18 protein-coding genes are annotated in these 20,282 nt (G+C 53.0%); all 18 read right to left on the bottom strand.

The genetic code is table 11. From position 1 onward, the window contains the following. Window positions 1-30 precede the first annotated feature (30 nt). The 18 genes from secM to cra all read right to left on the bottom strand — a co-directional run bounded on the left by secM (window position 31) and on the right by cra (window position 20,219). Entirely contained in the window at window positions 31-543 is a 513-nt protein-coding gene (gene secM / locus QUE34_RS00510) for a secA translation cis-regulator SecM (protein ID WP_000014320.1), read from the bottom strand. Window positions 544-773: 230 nt separating this feature from the next. Then, window positions 774-1,691, bottom strand: a complete 918-nt coding sequence (gene lpxC / locus QUE34_RS00505; RefSeq protein WP_000595482.1) for a UDP-3-O-acyl-N-acetylglucosamine deacetylase — start codon at window positions 1,689-1,691, stop codon at window positions 774-776. A 100-nt stretch (window positions 1,692-1,791) separates the two neighbouring features. Then, window positions 1,792-2,943, bottom strand: a complete 1,152-nt coding sequence (ftsZ, locus tag QUE34_RS00500) for a cell division protein FtsZ (protein ID WP_000462776.1) — start codon at window positions 2,941-2,943, stop codon at window positions 1,792-1,794. Window positions 2,944-3,003: 60 nt separating this feature from the next. After that, the gene (gene ftsA / locus QUE34_RS00495; protein WP_000588474.1) at window positions 3,004-4,266 is read right to left on the bottom strand and encodes a cell division protein FtsA; all 1,263 of its coding nucleotides are present in this window, start codon (window positions 4,264-4,266) and stop codon (window positions 3,004-3,006) included. Further along, on the bottom strand, window positions 4,263-5,093 hold the full coding sequence (gene ftsQ / locus QUE34_RS00490) for a cell division protein FtsQ (protein ID WP_000075744.1): 831 nt from the start codon (window positions 5,091-5,093) through the stop codon (window positions 4,263-4,265). Before ftsQ ends, ftsA begins: the two co-directional genes overlap by 4 nt. Window position 5,094: 1 nt before the next feature. Continuing rightward, the gene (gene ddlB / locus QUE34_RS00485) at window positions 5,095-6,015 is read right to left on the bottom strand and encodes a D-alanine--D-alanine ligase (protein WP_000130056.1); all 921 of its coding nucleotides are present in this window, start codon (window positions 6,013-6,015) and stop codon (window positions 5,095-5,097) included. Continuing rightward, on the bottom strand, window positions 6,008-7,483 hold the full coding sequence (gene murC / locus QUE34_RS00480; protein WP_001096048.1) for a UDP-N-acetylmuramate--L-alanine ligase: 1,476 nt from the start codon (window positions 7,481-7,483) through the stop codon (window positions 6,008-6,010). The genes ddlB and murC overlap by 8 nt, the downstream gene beginning before the upstream one ends. Window positions 7,484-7,536: 53 nt before the next feature. Further along, the gene (gene murG / locus QUE34_RS00475; RefSeq protein ID WP_032302386.1) at window positions 7,537-8,604 is read right to left on the bottom strand and encodes an undecaprenyldiphospho-muramoylpentapeptide beta-N-acetylglucosaminyltransferase; all 1,068 of its coding nucleotides are present in this window, start codon (window positions 8,602-8,604) and stop codon (window positions 7,537-7,539) included. Further along, window positions 8,601-9,845 (bottom strand): cell division protein FtsW, encoded by a 1,245-nt coding sequence (gene ftsW / locus QUE34_RS00470; RefSeq protein WP_032302385.1) that lies wholly within the window; start codon window positions 9,843-9,845, stop codon window positions 8,601-8,603. The genes murG and ftsW overlap by 4 nt, the downstream gene beginning before the upstream one ends. After that, the gene (murD, locus tag QUE34_RS00465) at window positions 9,845-11,161 is read right to left on the bottom strand and encodes a UDP-N-acetylmuramoyl-L-alanine--D-glutamate ligase (RefSeq protein ID WP_000796457.1); all 1,317 of its coding nucleotides are present in this window, start codon (window positions 11,159-11,161) and stop codon (window positions 9,845-9,847) included. Before murD ends, ftsW begins: the two co-directional genes overlap by 1 nt. A gap of 2 nt (window positions 11,162-11,163) precedes the next feature. Further along, window positions 11,164-12,246 (bottom strand): phospho-N-acetylmuramoyl-pentapeptide-transferase, encoded by a 1,083-nt coding sequence (gene mraY / locus QUE34_RS00460; protein WP_000964131.1) that lies wholly within the window; start codon window positions 12,244-12,246, stop codon window positions 11,164-11,166. Then, the gene (gene murF / locus QUE34_RS00455; RefSeq protein WP_103253554.1) at window positions 12,240-13,598 is read right to left on the bottom strand and encodes a UDP-N-acetylmuramoyl-tripeptide--D-alanyl-D-alanine ligase; all 1,359 of its coding nucleotides are present in this window, start codon (window positions 13,596-13,598) and stop codon (window positions 12,240-12,242) included. Before murF ends, mraY begins: the two co-directional genes overlap by 7 nt. Next, complete coding sequence (gene murE, locus QUE34_RS00450; protein ID WP_032302381.1) at window positions 13,595-15,082, bottom strand: UDP-N-acetylmuramoyl-L-alanyl-D-glutamate--2,6-diaminopimelate ligase; 1,488 nt, start codon at window positions 15,080-15,082, stop codon at window positions 13,595-13,597. The genes murF and murE overlap by 4 nt, the downstream gene beginning before the upstream one ends. Continuing rightward, complete coding sequence (gene ftsI / locus QUE34_RS00445; protein WP_000642212.1) at window positions 15,069-16,835, bottom strand: peptidoglycan glycosyltransferase FtsI; 1,767 nt, start codon at window positions 16,833-16,835, stop codon at window positions 15,069-15,071. Before ftsI ends, murE begins: the two co-directional genes overlap by 14 nt. 15 nt (window positions 16,836-16,850) lie before the next feature. Further along, entirely contained in the window at window positions 16,851-17,216 is a 366-nt protein-coding gene (gene ftsL / locus QUE34_RS00440) for a cell division protein FtsL (protein ID WP_000625658.1), read from the bottom strand. Next, a complete protein-coding gene (rsmH, locus tag QUE34_RS00435) occupies window positions 17,213-18,154 on the bottom strand; it encodes a 16S rRNA (cytosine(1402)-N(4))-methyltransferase RsmH (protein ID WP_000970479.1) in 942 nt (313 codons plus the stop codon). Before rsmH ends, ftsL begins: the two co-directional genes overlap by 4 nt. Before the next feature lies 1 nt (window position 18,155). Beyond that, a complete protein-coding gene (gene mraZ / locus QUE34_RS00430; protein ID WP_097748638.1) occupies window positions 18,156-18,614 on the bottom strand; it encodes a division/cell wall cluster transcriptional repressor MraZ in 459 nt (152 codons plus the stop codon). A 600-nt stretch (window positions 18,615-19,214) separates the two neighbouring features. After that, window positions 19,215-20,219 carry a catabolite repressor/activator gene (gene cra / locus QUE34_RS00425; RefSeq protein WP_000762400.1) on the bottom strand — a complete coding sequence of 335 codons (1,005 nt, stop codon included), beginning with the start codon at window positions 20,217-20,219 and terminating at the stop codon, window positions 19,215-19,217. Window positions 20,220-20,282: the final 63 nt, after the last annotated feature.

The raw sequence follows: 20,282 nt of genomic DNA, 5'->3' as shown, positions 1-20,282 counted from the left end.
TCAATAAAATGAAATAAAAGTTTATCGTTGTTAGCTGAGGCGTTGAGGGCCAGCACGGATACCTTGCGCCTGGCTTATCCAGACGGGCGTGCTGAATTTTGCTTGCGGGGTAAAATGCGCATAATCAATGCGATAACCCTTTTCAGACGGCGTGCCTTCCTGGGTCAACAGCGCGCTGAGCGTATCCAGTAATGCAAGATGTTGCGCCTGAAGAGGCAAAGATTCTTCAGCAACGGGCAGCGTTTGCGGTGCCATTGCGAAGGAAAGATGACGGATTACCGTGCGAATGGCATGTTGATGCCAGTAATCAACGGAATAGTTCGAATTCGGGCGGCGCGTGTTCGCTTCCAGCAAGGCCAATTGACCAAAGTTAACTTTGGCTGAAGGCTCGTGGTTGCGGGTTGTCGCTTTTGCGGGCGCGTTTGGTTCGGCTGCGTTGCTGAGCGCAGGCAAACCTAAACTCGCCGCGACCATCCCTAATAAGAGATGCGGCCAGAAGTAGCGTTTACCAAACTGTCGCCAGCGCGTCAGTATTCCACTCACGTTATTGCCATCCCGATCGTATTCAAACGTATTTAGCGCACAAATCTTATCATTAAAGCCTGAAGTCCACAGCACGAATGAAGATAAGTTGTGCGTAAAAGTGCTTAAGAAAACAGCGTTCGCACCGTTTTTTATCGTTCTTATAAAATTCAAAAAAAAACGACTGGTTCACCTGGCCGGAGAGAGTGCCAGATTTGCCAGTCGAATTTTATACGACAGTATAAATGTCGTTATGCCAGTACGGCTGAAGGCGCTTTGAAGGCCAACGGCAGTTCTGCGTCGTCCTGGAAGGTCACATATTCCCAGGCTTCCTGTTTTGCAAGGACAGCCTGCAGCAGTTTGTTATTCAGTGCATGACCAGATTTATAAGCGGTAAATGCACCAATAATATTGTGACCACACATGAACAAGTCACCGATCGCATCGAGCATTTTGTGACGCACAAATTCGTCTTCAAAACGCAGGCCGTCTTCGTTCAGTACGCGATAATCGTCAACAACGATGGCACAATCGAAGCTGCCGCCCAGGCACAAACCACGGGACTGCAGATATTCGATATCACGCATGAAACCGAACGTACGCGCACGGCTGATCTGGCGCATAAACGCATCAGCGGAGAAGTTCATCGCATAGCGCTGGTTGCTGGAATCAATAGCCGGATGGTTAAAATCGATGGTGAAATCCAGCGAAAAACCATTGTACGGCTTAAATTCAGCCCACTTATCGCCATCTTCGACACGAACAGTCTCTTTGATGCGAACAAATTTCTTGGCGCAGTTCAACTCGTCGATACCGGCGTCAAGCAGTAGGTATACAAACGGAGCGGCGCTGCCGTCCATGATCGGGATTTCCGGCGCGTTAACTTCGATAACAATGTTATCGATGCCGAGGCCCGCGAGAGCAGCATTGAGGTGCTCTACGGTTGAAATCCGTACATCATGCTCGTTGACCAGACACGTACAGAGCATGGTATCACGCACAGATTTGGCATCGGCCGGGAAATCTACCGGTGGATTCAAGTCGGTGCGACGATAGATGACCCCGGTGTTGGCCGGCGCAGGGCGTAACGTCAGGGTGACTTTCTTGCCGGTATGTAAACCGACACCCGTCGCCTGAACGATACGTTTAAGTGTCCTTTGTTTGATCATCGTATTATCTCGCCAAATTACCTATCCAACCGAAGTGTACTATACATTCGGCGGGCCAGTTTAGCACAAAGAGCCTCGAAACCCAAATTCCAGTCAATTCTTAATCAGCTTGCTTACGCAGGAATGCTGGGATATCCAGATAATCCGGCTCTTTCGCAGTTTGCGGCGCATTGTCATTCACGACTTTAGCAACCGGCTTCTGCTCCTGGGTCAGCGGAGCCATCCCGTGCTGCTGGTAGCGATCCATCACTGGCTGCTGAACCTGCTTATTGGTCACCAGAGTGATTTCAGGACGTTTGTCCATACCGATACCTGTCGCAACAACAGTTACGCGCAGCTCGTCATTCATATCCGGGTCAAGAGAAGTACCGATAACGACAGTTGCGTTGTCGGATGCAAATGCACGGATGGTGTTACCTACCGTTTCGAACTCATCCAGACGCAGGTCGAAGCCCGCCGTGATGTTAACCAGCACGCCGCGCGCGCCAGACAGATCGATATCTTCCAGCAGCGGAGAGGAGATAGCCATTTCAGCAGCTTCTTCCGCACGGTCTTCGCCGCTCGCCACACCAGAACCCATCATTGCGTAGCCCATTTCAGACATTACGGTACGTACGTCTGCAAAGTCCACGTTCATCAGGCCTGGACGAGTAATCAGTTCAGCGATACCTTGCACAGCACCTTTCAGTACATCGTTCGCTGCGCCAAATGCATCCAGCAGGGAGATACCGCGGCCCAAGACTTTCAGCAGTTTGTCGTTAGGGATAGTGATCAGAGAGTCCACATGCTTGGACAGTTCAGTGATCCCCTGCTCAGCGAATGCCATACGCTTCTTGCCTTCAAAGTTGAAAGGCTTAGTCACGACAGCAACGGTCAGGATCCCCAAATCTTTTGCCACTTCAGCGACAACTGGTGCTGCACCAGTACCGGTACCACCACCCATACCCGCAGCAATAAAGACCATGTCTGCACCTTCCAGCGCCGCACGCAGTGCATCGCGATCCTCATCAGCCGCATTACGGCCAACTTCTGGATTTGCGCCAGCTCCCAGTCCTTTGGTGATACCGCTACCGATTTGAATCGTCTGTCCAACCGCTGTTTTACGCAGCGCTTGTGCATCGGTATTTACCGCGAAGAATTCAACACCTTCAATGCGCTCGCGCACCATGTGTTCAACAGCATTACCGCCGCCGCCGCCGACGCCGATGACTTTAATCACCGCGTCATTGGTAAGTTCCATTGGTTCAAACATAGTTTCTCTCCGATTTGTGCCTGTCGCCTGAGGCCGTAATTATCGTCGACCTCATAAAAATTAAAACTCTTTTCGCAGCCAACTATTGAGTCGCTTGATCCACGAGCCAACTGATGCTGTAACACGTTTTTCTACTTCAGCTTCACCGTTAAGATGTGACTCTTTCCCATAGTGAAGCAATCCCACCGCCGTCGAATAATACGGCTCCTGAGCATAATCCGTTAAACCGGTAATGTTCAGCGGCGCGCCGATACGCACTTGCGTATGAAACACGCGCTGAGCACAGGCTGCAAGACCTTCGATCTGCGCTGCGCCACCAGTTAAAACAATGCCTGCCGCCAGGTGATGTTTAACCCCTTGTTGGCGAAGCTTTTCCTGCAACTGCAATATCTCTTCGTTGACCAGGTTGAGCAGCTCGGTATAGCGCGGCTCGATCACCTCTGCCAGGGTCTGACGTTGCAGACTCCGCGGTGGACGACCGCCTACGCTCGGCACTTCCACGCTCTCATCTTTTCCAACGATGGAACCCAGCGCACAACCGTGGCGAACTTTAATCGCTTCGGCGTCGCTTGGCGGCGTGCCAAAGGCGTAAGCGATATCACTGGTCACGACATTGCCAGCATAAGGAATTACCTTAGTGTGGCGCAATGCCCCACCGGTATAAACGGCGATATCCATTGTACCACCACCGATATCGACGACGCAGACACCCAGTTCACGTTCATCTTCCGTCAATACCGAATAACTTGATGCCAGTCCGGCAAATATCAGTTGGTCAACTTTCAGCCCACAACGTTCAACCGCTTTGACGATGTTTTTCGCCATATCGTTGTGACATGTGATCAGGTGCACTTTTGCCTGCATCCGCACGCCCGAAAGTCCTACCGGATTCTTGATCCCTTCCTGATAGTCAATCGCATACTCTTGCGGGATCACATGCAGCACACGATGCTCATCGCGCACACGCACTGATTTCGCGGTATGGACGACGTTTTCCACATCTTCTTGCGTCACTTCTTCTTCAGAAATAGGCACCATACCAATTTCATTCTGGCAGCTGATGTGCTTACCAGAAAGCGCCAGATATACCGAAGAGATCTGACAATCTGCCATCAATTCTGCCTGGTCAATGGCGCGTTGTACGCACTTGACCACGGATTCGAGGTCGTTCACCCCGCCTTTATCCATACCACGCGACGGGCAGCTGCCCACGCCAATGATATTGACCATACCGTCGGGCAGAACTTCCCCTACTAAAGCGGCAACCTTCGCGGTACCAATCTCCAGTCCTACTACCAGTTTTCTGTCCGTCGCCTTGATCATTGTTGTTCTGCCTGTGCCTGATTTTGTTGCTGAGTAGATTCCTCTGGCGGCAAGGGCGCCCAGCCTACTGCCGCTCCAGAGTCATAACGCAAATCAACGTAGCTAATCCGTTTGCCATCGGTTTGCGCCTGCTGCTGTAAAACCGGATAAAGTTCTACAAAGCGAGCCAAACGTTTCATCGTATCGCCCCGGCCAAGATTGAGCTTAATATCGTTATTCAGCGTCAACTGCCAGGAACGCCGCGCGGTCATCGCCGCTTCCTTCAGAGTAAATCTGTCCTTTGCCAGCATCTGCCCCATTTCGCGATAGCCCTGCAACACTTCATTGGCGCTGCCTTCCGGGCCATACAGCATTGGAAGCACCTGCTTGCTGGTGCGATCTGGCGGCACGCTGAAAGTGTTTCCTTCCGCGTCTACCATATGTTGATCATTCCACCGCGCAATCGGCACATATTCAACCAGATGAATCTTCAATTCATCAGGCCACTGCTTTCTGACGCTCACCTGCTTAATCCACGGCAGGCGTTGTTCTATTTGCGTCTGGATGATGTTGACATCCTGGGTCATAAAGGTACCTGGCTCACCCAATGCCAGGATCGACTGCCGGATATCGTCATTACGCGTGTAATGGCGTTCACCGGTCAACACCAGCTTTGAGAGCGGCAGGCGTTGCGCATCTTCCATCCAGCCCAACACGACCCAGCCGCTCACCAACACTGTCGTTAAAACGGTCAGCAGGAAAAGGATCCCCGCCAGACGCGTTCCATTATTGCGGCGAGAAGAAACCTCTTCTTCGCTGTTTCGCGTGTTCAGAGCAGCCTGCGACATATTAGTCCGCCAGTTCCAGAATTCGTACTACCAACTGCGAGAAGCTCATACCTGCCTGACGTGCCGCCATCGGCACCAGGCTGTGGCTGGTCATACCCGGTGAGGTATTGGCTTCCAGCAGATAAAACTGTCCATCGCTGTCCAGCATAACGTCAATACGTCCCCATCCTTTGCAACCTAACGTCGTCCATGCTTTCAGCACTAATGCCTGCAAATTGGCCTCTTGTGACGCTTCCAGACCTGCGGGGCAGAAATACTGTGTCTCATCAGAGAGATACTTCGCCTCATAATCATAGAAGGTTCCGGACGGTTGAATACGTATTGACGGTAAAATTTCTTCACCGAGTATCGCAACCGTGAACTCCGGCCCACTTAGCCATTTTTCAATCAATACTTCTTCATCGTGCTGAAATGCCAATCTTAATGCATCTTGTAGAGCATTTTCTGCTACTACTTTTGACATTCCCACACTGGAACCTTCGCGGCTCGGCTTAACGATAACCGGCAAACCTAAGGCAGAAATTTCTGCTAACTGCTTATCGCTAAGGCCTTTTTCAAACTCTGCGCGGGTTAATGCTACCCACGGCGCTACCGGTAAACCAGCGCCCTGCCAAAGCAATTTGCTGCGTAGTTTATCCATTGAAAGCGCAGATGCCATCACTCCGCTGCCGGTATAAGGCAAGCCCATCAGCTCGAGCATACCCTGCAGCGTGCCATCTTCACCGCCGCGACCATGTAGCGCGATAAACACTTTCTGAAAGCCCATCGACTTCAGTTGCGTCACATCGACTTCTTTCGGGTCGACAGGATACGCGTCAATACCGCCTTCACGCAGCCCGGCTAACACCGCTGCACCAGAATTCAGAGAAACTTCCCGCTCAGCGGAGGTCCCGCCCAACAGGACCGCGATTTTATCAGTCATGTTGTTCTTCCTCCGGAGTTTGCGGCTTCAGTTTGATTTCAGCTAAAGAACGAGCAATTTTTCCGATATTACCGGCCCCCTGAACGAGAATCAGGTCGTTACCGGTTAATACTGGTGCTAGCATTTCGGCTACCTGCGCTGGGTCCGGCACCAGAATGGGATCAATTTTCCCACGTCCACGAATTGTGCGACACAGCGAACGGCTGTCCGCTCCCGGAATTGGCGCTTCGCCAGCCGGATACACTTCCAGCATCAACAGGGTATCAACCTGCGTCAGCACATTGGCGAAATCATCATACAGGTCGCGCGTACGGGTAAAACGGTGCGGCTGAAACAGCATTACCAGGTTTTTATCCGGCCAGCCTGCACGCGCCGCTTTAATGGTGGCATCCACTTCGGTCGGATGGTGACCGTAGTCATCAACCAGCATTGCCGTACCGCTTTTACCATTCACTGGCTCCAGCGGGAATTCACCGAGGAAATCAAAACGACGGCCTGTCCCCTGGAAACTCTCCAGCGCACGCAAAATAGCCTCGTCGTCAATCCCCTCTTCCGTGGCAACAGCGACCGCAGCTGCGGCATTCAGCGCGTTATGACGGCCTGGCGCATTCAGGGTAACGCGCATCGGCTCTTTGTCCTGGCGCAGCAGCGTAAAGTGCCCCTGCGGACCAATCTGCTGATAATCTTCTACACGCACGTCGGCATCTTCGCTGAATCCGTAAGTCGTGGTCTGACGCCCCACACGCGGTAACAATTCGCGGATCACCGGATCATCAACACACATCACCGCACGACCGTAAAACGGCAGGTTGTGCAGAAAATTAATAAAGGTCTGTTTTAAATTCTCAAAGTCGCCCTGGTAGGTATCCATGTGGTCGGCTTCGATATTGGTGACAATCGCCACCATCGGTTGCAGATGCAGGAACGATGCATCACTCTCATCTGCTTCGGCAATCAGGTACCGACCATGCCCCAAACGCGCATGAACGCCCGCCGCTTTTACCAGCCCACCGTTAACAAAGGTTGGGTCGAGCCCCGCTTCTGCGTAGATGCTGGAAACCATCGCGGTGGTTGTCGTTTTGCCGTGCGTTCCGGCAATGGCGATGCCATGACGAAAACGCATTAACTCAGCCAGCATTTCGGCACGACGGATCACCGGAATACGCGCTTCATGAGCTGCGACAATTTCCGGGTTATCGGCAGAAATCGCGCTAGAAACAACGACCACGCTGGCATCACGTACGTTTTCCGGGCGATGGTTGAAATAAATCGTCGCCCCAAGATTCATTAACTGCTGCGTGACCGGATTTGGCGCTAAATCGGAACCACTGATCTGATAACCTTCATTGGCCAGAACTTCGGCAATACCGCCCATACCGGCACCACCGATGCCGACAAAATGTATGTGCCGAACGCGACGCATTTCGGGCACGATGGAACGCAGTTTTGCCAATTGTTGTGTATTCATTCTTTACGCCATTAACTTCTTACATTCATACGATGCAAAAGGCATCGCTACAATTACGCCCGGGCAGCCCGGCTCACTTCATTTGCCACTCGCTCGGTGGCATCCGGAATGGATGCAGCACGGGCGCGTTCTGCCATGGTTAATAAGGTTTCTCGCGACCACCCGGCCAGGGTGTTGGCGACTGCATCCACGCTAAGCTGTGGCTGCTCGATAATTTTGGCTGCGCCCGCTTTTTCCAGCGGTAGCGCATTCCAGTATTGCTGGCGGTCTTTATGTTGAAACGGCACAAACAATGCCGGTAGCCCCGCTGCGGCAATTTCACTCACCGTTAACGCGCCGGAGCGGCAAACAACGACATCTGCCCACGCATACGCTGCCGCCATATCATCAATAAATTCCGTCACTTTATGCTGCGGTTGCCCTGCTTCGGCATATGCCTGTTCAACGGTTTGTTGCGAACCTTTGCCGCTCTGATGCCAGATAGTGACTGAATCGCCCAGCTTTGCTGCAACCTGCGGCATTGTTTGGTTAAGAATACGAGCGCCCTGAGAACCGCCCACTACCAACACACGAACCGGACCTTCACGACCAGCCAAACGTTGCTGCGGCAGTGGCAACGCCAACACATCGGTACGAACAGGATTACCCACCACTTCCGCATTAGGGAAAGCGCCTGGAAACGCCTGCATCACTTTGGTGGCAATCTTCGCCAGCCATTTATTGGTTAAGCCCGCAATACCGTTTTGTTCATGAAGTACAACCGGAATGCCTAACGACCACGCAGCCAGTCCACCTGGACCTGATACGTAGCCGCCCATACCGAGCACCACATCAGGTTTGAACGCTTTCATAATCGCCCGCGCCTGACGCCAGGCGTTAAAGATTCGCAGCGGTGCGGCAATCAGTGCTTTTATACCTTTACCACGCAGACCAGAGATACGAATGAAATCAATTTCGATGCCATGTTTTGGCACTAAGTCCGCTTCCATACGGTCGGCAGTCCCTAACCAGCGAACTTGCCAACCCTGAGCCATTAGATGGTGCGCAACCGCCAGTCCCGGGAACACATGTCCACCGGTTCCGCCGGCCATCACCATTAATCGCTTTCCTTGACCACTCATCGTGAACCTCGTACAAACGCCTGCGCTTTCTCCAGACGCGTTTCATAATCAATACGCAACAGCATCATGATGGCTGTCGACATAATAAGTAAGCTCGAACCACCGTAACTGATCAGCGGTAATGTCAGACCTTTGGTCGGTAACATCCCCGCTGCCGCGCCTACGTTAACCAGCGCCTGGAAACTAAACCAGATGCCAATGGAACAGGCGAGAAAACCGGAAAAACGATGGTCAATTTCTAATGCTTTACGGCCAATCGACATCGCACGAAAAGCGACGAAGAATACCATTAAAAGTGCCAGCACCACACCGACATACCCCAGTTCTTCGCCGATAATGGCGAAAATAAAGTCAGTGTGTGCTTCCGGCAGATACTCCAGTTTTTGAACCGAGTTACCTAAACCTTGCCCCCACAGTTCGCCGCGACCAAACGCCATCAGCGATTGCGTTAACTGATAGCCGCTACCAAAGGGATCTTCCCACGGATTCCAGAATGCGGTAACACGGCGGATACGGTACGGTTCGGCGAGGATCAGTAACACAACCGCTGAAATCCCCATGCCGATAATGGCAATGAACTGCCACAATTTCGCCCCCGCCAGGAACAACATCGCCAGCGTGGTCACAAACAGCACCACCACCGTACCAAGGTCTGGCTGTGCCAGCAGTAACACTGCCAACACCAGAATCACGCCCATCGGTTTCAAGAAGCCGCGCAGGTTATTACGCACTTCGTCGCCTTTACGCACCAGATAGTTGGCGATATAGCAAAACAGCGACAGTTTTGTCAGCTCCGCAGGCTGGATACGCAGCAAGCCGAGATCGATCCAACGCGATGCCCCTTTAACAGAGCTACCCACTACCAGAACGATCATCAACAGGATGATTGAACCGAGTAGCATCGTAGCGCTGTAACGTTGCCAGAACTCCATCGGCAGACGCAGCGTAATGATCGCCAGAATGAACGCCAGGATCAGGTAGACGCCATCACGCTTAGCGAAGAAAAAGGGATCGTTAGTCAAGCGTTGTCCGATAGGCATTGATGCGGACGTCACCATGATAAAGCCGATCGCCGCGAGGCCGAAGGTCAGCCACAGTAAGGTGCGATCGTACATGATCAGGCTTTCGGTATCTTTTTCCCGCGAGCCCATCACCCAGCCCTTTAGCGCCGTGGAGATCCAGACCAGGATACTGAATCCTGGCAGGCGCGGCATTTTCAGGCGAGGGAGAGATAAACGCATCAACCTAACTCCTTCGCCAGACGGGCAAACTCATTGCCTCGTTGTTCAAAGTTCTTGAATTGATCAAGGCTGGCACAGGCCGGGGAGAGCAGAACCATATCTCCTGGTTGAACACGCGGAGCCAGCAAGCGCATCGCCTGTTCCATGGTTTCGGTTTGTTCTGCCACTTCCGGGCGCAGTGCCGCCAGCTGTGCGCCGTCACGACCGAAACAATACAAACGTACGTTATCGCCATTCAGGTAACGTGCCAGCGGACTAAAGTCCGCCGATTTACCATCGCCGCCCAGCAACAAATGCAGCGTGCCATCTACGTGCAGGCCATTCAGCGCCGCTTCCGTACTGCCGACATTGGTCGCTTTCGAGTCGTTAATCCAGCGCACACCGTTATGTTCCAGCACCACTTCAAAGCGATGCGGCAAACCAGTGAACGTAGTTAACGCTTTCAGGCTACTGGCGCGTGGCAAACCAGCTGCGTCTGCCAGCGCCAGTGCCGCCAGCGCATTGGTGTAGTTATGCTGACCGGAAAGTTTCATCTCTTTCACGTTCAACACTTTCTCGCCTTTCACCCGCAGCCAGGTTTCACCCTGCTGATGATTCAAGTGATAGTCGCCCATATTGATACCAAAGCTAACGCAGCGTTCATCCGCACCACGAATCGGCATTGTTAAGGCATCATCAGCATTAACCACGCAAACTTTCGCATTTTCATAAATGCGCAGTTTTGCCGCACGATACTGCTGTAAACCAAATGGATAGCGATCCATATGATCTTCTGTCACGTTCAGAATGGTCGCTGCCACCGCCTGTAAACTGGAGGTGGTTTCAAGCTGGAAGCTCGACAGCTCCAGCACGTACAGTTCGCACTCATCATCCAGCAGCATCAACGCAGGCAGGCCAATATTGCCACCCACACCAACGTTAACCCCCGCCGCTTTCGCCATTTCACCCACTAGCGTGGTGACCGTGCTTTTGCCGTTAGAACCGGTAATCGCCACAATCGGTGCTTGTGCTTCGCGACAGAACAGCTCGATATCGCCAACGATTTCGATTCCGGCATCAGCGGCAGCGCTTAAGGATGGATGCGCCAGTGCAATACCGGGACTGGCGACAATCAGATCGGCCGCCATCAGCCATTCATCATTCAGACCGCCCGTGTGGCGTTCTACGGCTTCGGGTAATTTATCCAGGCCAGGCGGTGTCATACGCGTATCCATAACGCGCGGCGTCACACCGCGAGCGAGGAAAAAGTCCACGCAAGAAAGCCCGGTGAGGCCCAGGCCGATAATGACGACATTTTTACCCTGGTAATCAGCCATGATTAACGTACCTTCAGCGTTGCCAGACCAATCAGGACCAGCATCAGCGAAATAATCCAGAAACGTACAATGACGCGCGGTTCCGGCCAGCCTTTCAGTTCATAGTGGTGATGAATCGGTGCCATGCGGAAAATACGTTGTCCGCGCAGTTTAAAGGAGCCGACCTGCAAAATAACCGACAGGGTTTCAACGACAAACACGCCGCCCATAATCACCAGCAGGAATTCCTGACGCAGCAGTACGGCGATAATGCCCAGCGCGCCACCTAACGCCAGCGAACCTACATCGCCCATAAAGACCTGCGCCGGATAGGTGTTAAACCACAAGAAGCCCAGCCCTGCCCCGACTATCGCGGTACAGACAATGACCAGTTCCCCGGCGTGTCGCAGATACGGTATGTGTAAATAGCTGGCAAAATTCATGTTGCCGGTTGCCCATGCCACCAGCGCAAAACCACCGGCGACGAATACAGTCGGCATAATCGCCAGGCCATCAAGACCATCGGTCAGGTTTACCGCGTTGCCGGTGCCCACAATGACGAAGTAAGCCAGCAGAATGTAGAACAGCCCCAACTGCGGCATCACATCTTTAAAGAACGGGACCACCAGCTGCGTTGCAGGCGTGTCTTTCCCGGCAAGGTACAAAGCAAAAGCAACACCCAGCGCAATAACCGACATCCAGAAATACTTCCAGCGAGCAATCAACCCCTTGGTGTCTTTACGCACCACTTTGCGATAGTCATCAACGAAGCCAATAACACCGTAACCGACCAGCACGACCAACACGCACCAGACATACGGGTTGGACGGGTATGCCCACAGCAGCACGGAGATCACAATCGCTGTCAGGATCATAATCCCGCCCATGGTCGGCGTACCGCGCTTGCTGAAGTGTGATTCAGGACCGTCGTTACGCACCACCTGACCAAAGGAGAGTTTTTGTAAATGAGCAATCATGCGCGGGCCCATCCACAATGAGATGAACAGCGCAGTCAGCAGGCTGACGATGGCGCGAAACGTCAGATAGGAAAAGACGTTAAAGCCGGAATAATATTTGACCAAATGTTCGGCCAGCCAAACTAACATGTCCCATTCTCCTGTAAAGCGCGTACTACCTCTTCCATGGCAGCACTACGTGAACCCTTAACTAAAATTGTAATTACCTGTTGCTCAGCAATCAGTGATTTAAGACGTGTGATAAGCGCAGTTTTATCGGCAAAATGTTCACCAACGCCGCTGGCGGTACTGATAGCATGGCTTTGTTTACCCACACTTAACACGCGGTCAATACCCGCTGCCTTCGCCGCTTCGCCCACCTGTACATGGCAGGCCTCGCTTTCAGCGCCCAGTTCCGCCATATCGCCCACCACCAGCACACGGTAGCCCGGCATTTCAGCCAGTACCTGAACAGCGGCGGTCATGGAGCCGACGTTAGCGTTGTAGGAGTCGTCGAGCAGCAACTGATTTTCCGCCAGTTGAATGGGGAACAGACGGCCAGGAACAGCTTTCAGATTTGCCAGCCCCGCTTTAATAGCATCAAGCGTTGCGCCCACGGACATGGAGAGCGCAGCGGCTGCCAGAGCATTCGCAATATTGTGACGCCCCGGCAACGGCAGCAGAACATCGACGCTACCCGTTGGGGTTTGCAGCGTAAATTCCGTACCGTGCGAGGTCACGTGGATATTGGTGGCGGTGAAATCGCTGTTGTTAGCATTCGGTGAGAAGCGCCACACTTTGCGTGAGCCAATCACACTCTGCCAGTTCAGCCAGTCGTTGTTGTCGGCATTCATAATGGCGATACCGTTTTCCGGCAGACCGGTAAAGATTTCGCCTTTCGCTTTCGCGACACCCGCAAGCGAGCCAAAACCTTCCAGATGCGCCGCTGCCAGGTTGTTGACCAGCGCCGCTTCCGGGCGAGTCAGACTCACAGTCCAGGCAATTTCGCCCTGATGGTTCGCGCCAAGTTCAATTACTGCGTAATCGTACTCTGGCGTTAAGCGCAACAGCGTCATCGGTACACCGATGTCGTTGTTGAGATTGCCTGCCGTATAAAGCGTGTTGCCACACTGGCTTAAAATCGCCGCCGTCATCTCTTTAACGGAGGTTTTGCCGGAGGAACCGGTCAGAGCAACCACGCGCGCCGGAACTTGCTGGCGAACCCATGCAGCCAGTTCACCAAACGCCAGACGCGTATCCTTGACGATTAACTGCGGCAGATCGATATCCAGCGGACGGCTAACCAGTAGTGCACCCGCACCGCCAGCTTTCGCCTGGTCAGCAAAATCATGGGCATCGAAACGTTCGCCTTTCAGGGCAACAAACAGGCAGCCCGGCGTCAGTTTTCGCGTGTCAGTGGTTACAGCATCAAGGGTAATATCTGCACCTTGCAGTTCACCGTTGAGAATATCGGTAAGTTGGCTAAGGGTTACGCTAATCATGCAATCACCCCCAGCAGACGCGCCACCGTGACGCGATCGGAGTAGTCCAGACGCTGATTGCCAACAATCTGGTAATCCTCATGACCTTTGCCCGCGACCAGTACCACATCATTCTCTTTAGCCTGCATAACGGCGCAAGTCACCGCTTCAGCACGGCCTTCCATCACTTTGGCATGTCCGGCATCTAACATTCCCGCCAGAATATCGTTGATGATAGCGCGCGGTTCTTCGGTACGCGGGTTATCGTCCGTTACCACCGCCACGTCAGCAAATTCTTCCGCAATCGCGCCCATCAGTGGACGCTTACCTTTATCGCGATCGCCACCACAGCCAAAGACGCACCACAGCTTGCCTGCACAGTGAAGACGTGCAGCCTGCAAGGCTTTTTCCAGTGCATCCGGCGTATGCGCGTAATCCACCACTACCGTCGGTTTGCCTGGCGCAGTGAACACTTCCATACGTCCACAAACCGGCTGCAGGCGTGCGGCAGTTTTCAGCAGATCAGCCAGTGGATAGCCCAGCGCCAGCAGTGTCGCCAGCGCCAGCAGCAAGTTGCTGACGTTAAAAGCGCCCATCAGATGGCTTTCAATTTCGCCATCGCCCCAGCTTGAGCTAAAACGAATAGTCGCACCGCTGTCGTGATAGTTCACTTCAGTCGCTTTCAACCAGCGTCCGTGACAGTTCGGATTGATATGACCTTCCATTGATACCGCAACCGCGTCCGGCAGTTTTGCCAGCCAGCGGCGGCCCACTTCATCGTCGGCGTTAATAATCGCCTGACCGCAATGATGTTCAGAATAAAGCAGCCATTTCGCGGCTTCGTAGTGTTCCATATCACCATGATAATCAAGGTGATCGCGGCTTAAGTTGGTAAAGACCGACGCCGCAAATTTCAATGCCGCCACACGGTGCTGTACCAGTCCGTGGGAGGAAACTTCCATTGCGCAAAAAGTCGCGCCCTGATCCACCAGTCCCGCCAGCTCATGCTGAACATCGACTGCCGAACCGGTGGTATTTTCTGTCGGGATCACTTTTCCCAGCAGGCCGTTACCAACAGTCCCCATTACCGCGCTGGTTTCGCCAAGCAGTTGGCTCCACTGCGCCAGAAGCTGAGTAGTCGTAGTCTTGCCGTTGGTGCCCGTTACGCCCACGAGACGGAAATTGTCAGAGGGTTCATGGTAAAAGCGGCCCGCCAGTGCAGATAAACGCTCGTTGAGCTGGCTGAGATAGATGACTGGTACGCCGTGCATTTCACGGATTTCACCGTCGGTCGCCTCATCTTTCGCCTCTGCAATAATGGCAGCCACACCTTGCGCTATCGCCTGCGGGATATATCGACGCCCGTCCGCCTGATGACCTACTACAGCTACAAAGAGATCGCCCGCCGCAGCCACACGGCTGTCGAGTGTCATCTCTCGCAGTGCTCGCGAAGGTGCGTCTGGCACCCACGGAGCAAGAAGGTCGCGCAAATTACGATCTGCCACCTGTCCCCTCGCCTTGATTAATCACAAATTCATTTTTATCGCCCGTTGTCAGCGCATCCGGCTCGATGTTCATGGTACGCAATACGCCGCCCATGATGGCACCAAAGACCGGCGCGGAAACGGCGCCGCCGTAGTATTTACCCGCCTGCGGATCGTTGATAACAACAACCAGCGCGAAGCGCGGCTGACTCGCAGGCGCAACGCCTGCGGTATAAGCAATATATTTATTGATGTAGCGACCGTCCGGCCCGACCTTTTTCGCGGTACCGGTTTTAATGGCGATACGATAGCCTTTAATCGCCGCCTTCACGCCGCCACCGCCCGGTAGCGCCACGCTTTCCATCATATGCACCACGGTGCGAACAATGGACTCCGGGAAGACACGTTCACCGGGAACCGGGGGATCAACTTTGGTAATCGACAGCGGGCGATAAATGCCATAGCTGCCGATAGTTGCGTAGACTCGCGCTAACTGTAACGGTGTTACCATTAGCCCATAGCCGAAAGAGAAGGTGGCCCTCTCTATGTCAGACCACCGTTGTTTTTGAGGATATAAGCCACTGCGTTCTCCGACCAACCCCAAATTGGTCGCTTTTCCCAGTCCAAAACGTGAGTAAGTATCTACTAACGCTGAGGACGGCATCGCTAACGCCAGCTTGGAAACACCGACGTTACTCGACTTCTGTAATACCCCGGTCAGGGTTAATTCGCTGTAGCGTGCCACGTCTTTGATTTCGTGGCCGTTAATTCGATAAGGAACGGTATTCAGTACCGAGTTTTCTCGCACCACGCCACGTTGCAACGCGGTCATCACCACCATCGGTTTAACCGTTGAACCCGGTTCAAACACGTCGGTAATGGTACGGTTACGCATCGCCTCTTTCGGCGTGCCACTCAGATTGTTTGGGTTGTATGACGGGCTGTTAGCCATCGCCAGCACTTCACCGGTGTTGACATCCACCAGCACGGCGCTACCAGATTCAGCTTTGTTAAAGGCCACCGCGTTGTTCAGTTCGCGATAAACCAGCGCCTGCAGGCGTTCATCAATACTCAGCGCCAGGTTGTGCGCCGCCTGACTGTCGGTGGAAGAGATATCTTCAATTACGCGACCATAGCGGTCTTTACGCACAATGCGCTCACCCGGCTGCCCGGTAAGCCATTTATCGAAACTCTTCTCGACGCCCTCAATCCCCTGACTATCGACGTTAGTAAAGCCGATGAGGTGAGCGGTCACTTCGCCGGATGGATAATAACGGCGAGATTCTTCACGCAGATGAATCCCCGGCAGTTTCAGTTTTTTGATGTACTCTGCCATGTCAGGGTTTACCTGACGCGCCAGATAAATAAAGCGCCCTTTCGGGTTGGCGTTAATGCGGGCTGAAAGCTGATCCAGCGGAATATTGAGTGCGTTAGCCAGCGCCTTCCAGCGATCACCGACGCTGATACCGCCAGCGTCATGCACTTCTTTCGGGTCAGCCCAAATCGCTTTTACCGGCACGCTCACCGCTAACGGGCGACCAGAACGGTCAGTAATCATGCCGCGGGAGGTGGAAACTTGCTGAACGCGAAGAGAACGCATGTCGCCCTCTTTTACCAGCATATCCGGGGAGATAACTTGTAACCACGCTACGCGTCCGAGCAGAAAAGCCAGCGCCAGGAGAATACAGCCGCATAACAACGCAAAACGCCAACTGATAAAGTTGGCATGTTCTTCCTGACGTTTTGGTTTCTGCGTTTTCGCCGCTGCTTTCATGCGTCGCGTTTATCCTTATTTTTGCACTACGATATTTTCTTGTGACGGATCAACATGCTGCATTTGCAGCTTTTCCGTGGCGATCCTTTCCACCCGGCTATGGTCGCCGAGCGCATTCTCTTCAAGGATCAGGTTGCGCCATTCAATGTCTAAAGCATCTCGCTCCAGCACCAGTTGTTCGCGCTGAGCGGTCAGCAAACGGGTGTGGTGCGCCGTGGTTACCACGGTCACCGCCGTCAAAATAATGCAAATGAACAGGCAGAGTGGCAGCTTCCCAAATCGCAATAGATCGTCACCGATAACACCAGGCAATGCATGGCGCTCGTGGCTTCCCATCGATCCTTTAACTTTGCTTAGAGCTTCTGTCACTCTGCTGATCATGCGTTCGTCCTCTCTGCAATACGCAGAACTGAACTACGGGCACGAGGGTTCTCAGCCACCTCTTCTTCGCCCGGCATTAACTTGCCTAGTGCTCGCAGCTGACGGCCACCCAGTTTTTTGAGCTGCTCTTCAGTCATCGGTAACCCTGCCGGAACTTGCGGACCACGGCTGTTTTCACGCATAAAGCGTTTCACAATGCGGTCTTCCAGCGAGTGGAAGCTGATGATCGAGAGCCTCCCCCCCGGGGCCAGCACGTTGAGCGAGCTTTTTAGCGCCTGCTCTATCTCCTCCAGTTCACTGTTTACCCAAATGCGCACCGCCTGGAAGGTACGGGTCGCGGGATGTTTAAACTTATCTTTCACCGGCGTTGCGGCAGCCACGACTTCCGCCAGTTCTTTGGTGCGGGTCATCGGCTGTTCGCGGTTTCGCTCGACAATGGCGCGGGCAATGCGTTTGGCAAAACGCTCTTCACCATAGGTTTTCAATACCCAGGCGATATCGGCTTCTTCTGCGGTTTGTAGCCATTCAGCGGCTGACTGCCCACGGGTTGGGTCCATACGCATGTCCAGCGGACCATCGCGCATAAAGGAAAAGCCGCGTTCAGCATCATCAAGTTGCGGTGAAGAGACGCCAAGATCGAGGAGAATGCCGTCGATCTTGCCGATAAGATCGCGCTCGGCAACATATTCGCCCAGCGCGGAGAAAGGTCCGTGGATGATGGAGAAGCGCGGATCATCAATAGTCTTCGCAACGGCGATAGCCTGCGGGTCGCGATCGATCGCCAGCAAACGCCCCTCTTCGCCAAGCTGCGAGAGGATCAGACGTGAGTGACCACCGCGACCAAAAGTCCCATCAATGTAGATGCCATCAGGACGGATATTGAGGCCATTAACGGCTTCATCCAGCAGCACCGTAGTATGTTTATAGTTTTCCATCATTTTATAGAGACAAGTCCTGCAGTCGCTCCGATAAGTCTCCGGTAGCCAACTGCTCTGCGTCGATATCTTCCTTGACCTGTTGATGCCAGGTTGTTTCATCCCACAGCTCAAACTTGTTGAACTGTCCAACCAGCATCACTTCTTTTGTCAGCCCGGCATGTTGCCGCAGTACTGGCGCGATTAATAATCGACCGGCGCCATCCATCTGACATTCGCTGGCATGACCTAACAGAAGGCGCAGCACACGGCGCTCAACCGGGTTCATGCTCGACAGACGCGATAATTTTTGCTCGATAATTTCCCATTCAGGCAGGGGGTAAAGCAGCAGGCACGGGTGATGAATGTCAATGGTGCAAACCATTTGACCGGCAGCGTTCTCAAGCAGCTGTTCCCGATAACGGGTAGGCACTGATAAGCGCCCTTTGCTGTCGAGATTGACTAACGTTGCTCCCCGGAACATGCCAGCCTCACCCCTTATTCCCACTTTGCCCCACAATTTCCCACTGAAAGGAGTTTACGGAGCGGAGGAAAAGCTTGTCAAGCCAGTCACAAGGCATACCGAGGTAAAAAACCCGATGTTTACGGCTAATATCAGCGTTGTTTATTTTACGTCCAACGTGCGAAGCAAATTAACGTTATGAATAGCTGTAAGAAAAAATCCCTCATGGTCATCACCGTTTTAAAATGACTAACTATTTTCCACAGCAAATATAAAGTGTCAGTTTGCGACGCGAGCGGCATTTTAGGACATATCTTCCCCAGTTAACAGTCCCTGTTGCGTCTGTGTGGCGCTTGATGCCAGCAGGTTTGCGCAAAAGCAAAGAAAAGTGTTTGTTAAATCGGCAATTCATCTCTGCATGTAACAAAATAATGCAAAAACGCTCTGTCAATATTGCTTAATTATTGTGAATTTCAGCAGGTGAGTTAATTAATGGGCGGGTTTAAAAGCATTTATCAATAATAGCCAGGAATAGTCTTATTTACTTTAAGGATATTGATGTCCATTCCCGTACTCGACGCGCCAATGAGAAATTCACTGGCGCGTATTTTTGTTCGCGGCTTAGTTACGGCTGAGCACGCCGCGGCGATAGAGATTACGTTTAATGCGCGTTAACCCAGGTTTTGGCTTACGCGGTTCGTCCAGGCTTGCCAGGACAATTTCCAGCACACGCTCTGCGACATCGCGGTGACGTTGAGCCACTGCCAGCACCGGGCACTGTAAGAAGTCGAGCAGTTCGTTATCGCCAAAGGTGGCAATTGCCAGGTCAGAAGGCAGTTTGCCATCGCGACGCAGCGTGACATCCATCACCCCTTGCAACAACGCAAACGACGTTGTGAACAGCGCCTGCGGCATCGGATGCGTTTCCAGCCATTTTTCGAATAACTGGGCAGCCGCCTCCCGCTCATAACTGTTGGCATAAAGGAAATGCACTTCGCGCGGATCATCTTTCCAGGCAGTACGGAAACCTTGCTCACGCAAGAAGCTCACAGAAAGCTCCGGCAGCGCGCCAAGATAAAGCACCGTCTCGGCGGGAAACTTACGTAACTCTTCCGCCAGCATTTCGGCATCATCCTGATCGGCACCAACCACGCTGGTGAAGTGTTCACGATCGAGGGCGCGGTCCAGCGCGACAATCGGGAACGGGTCGTTAGCCCAGCGTTGATAAAAAGGATGCTCTGGTGGCAACGACGTCGAAACAATAATGGCATCAACCTGACGCTGTAGAAGATGCTCAATACAACGCATTTCGTTGTCTGGCTGATCTTCTGAGCAAGCAATCAGCAGTTGATAACCCCGTTGCCGCGCCTGACGTTCAAGATAATTAGCGATGCGGGTATAGCTGGTGTTCTCCAGATCGGGGATCACAAGACCAATAGAACGTGTGCGTCCAGCACGAAGCCCAGCTGCCACGGCGTTCGGGTGGTAATTGTGCTCACGCACCACAGCCATGACTTTTTCAACGGTTTTGTCGCTCACACGGTATTGCTTCGCTTTGCCGTTAATAACATAGCTTGCAGTGGTCCGCGACACTCCCGCTAGCCGAGCGATTTCATCCAGTTTCACAATTGCCCCTTGCGTAAAATGTAAAAACCATAGCCATTGTACTGGTATGGGTTAAATTCATTA

It is taken from the genome of Escherichia sp. KS167_9B (assembly GCF_030295215.1).
Taxonomy (GTDB): domain Bacteria; phylum Pseudomonadota; class Gammaproteobacteria; order Enterobacterales; family Enterobacteriaceae; genus Escherichia; species Escherichia coli_F.
This window is presented reverse-complemented; position numbering and strand designations above follow the sequence as displayed.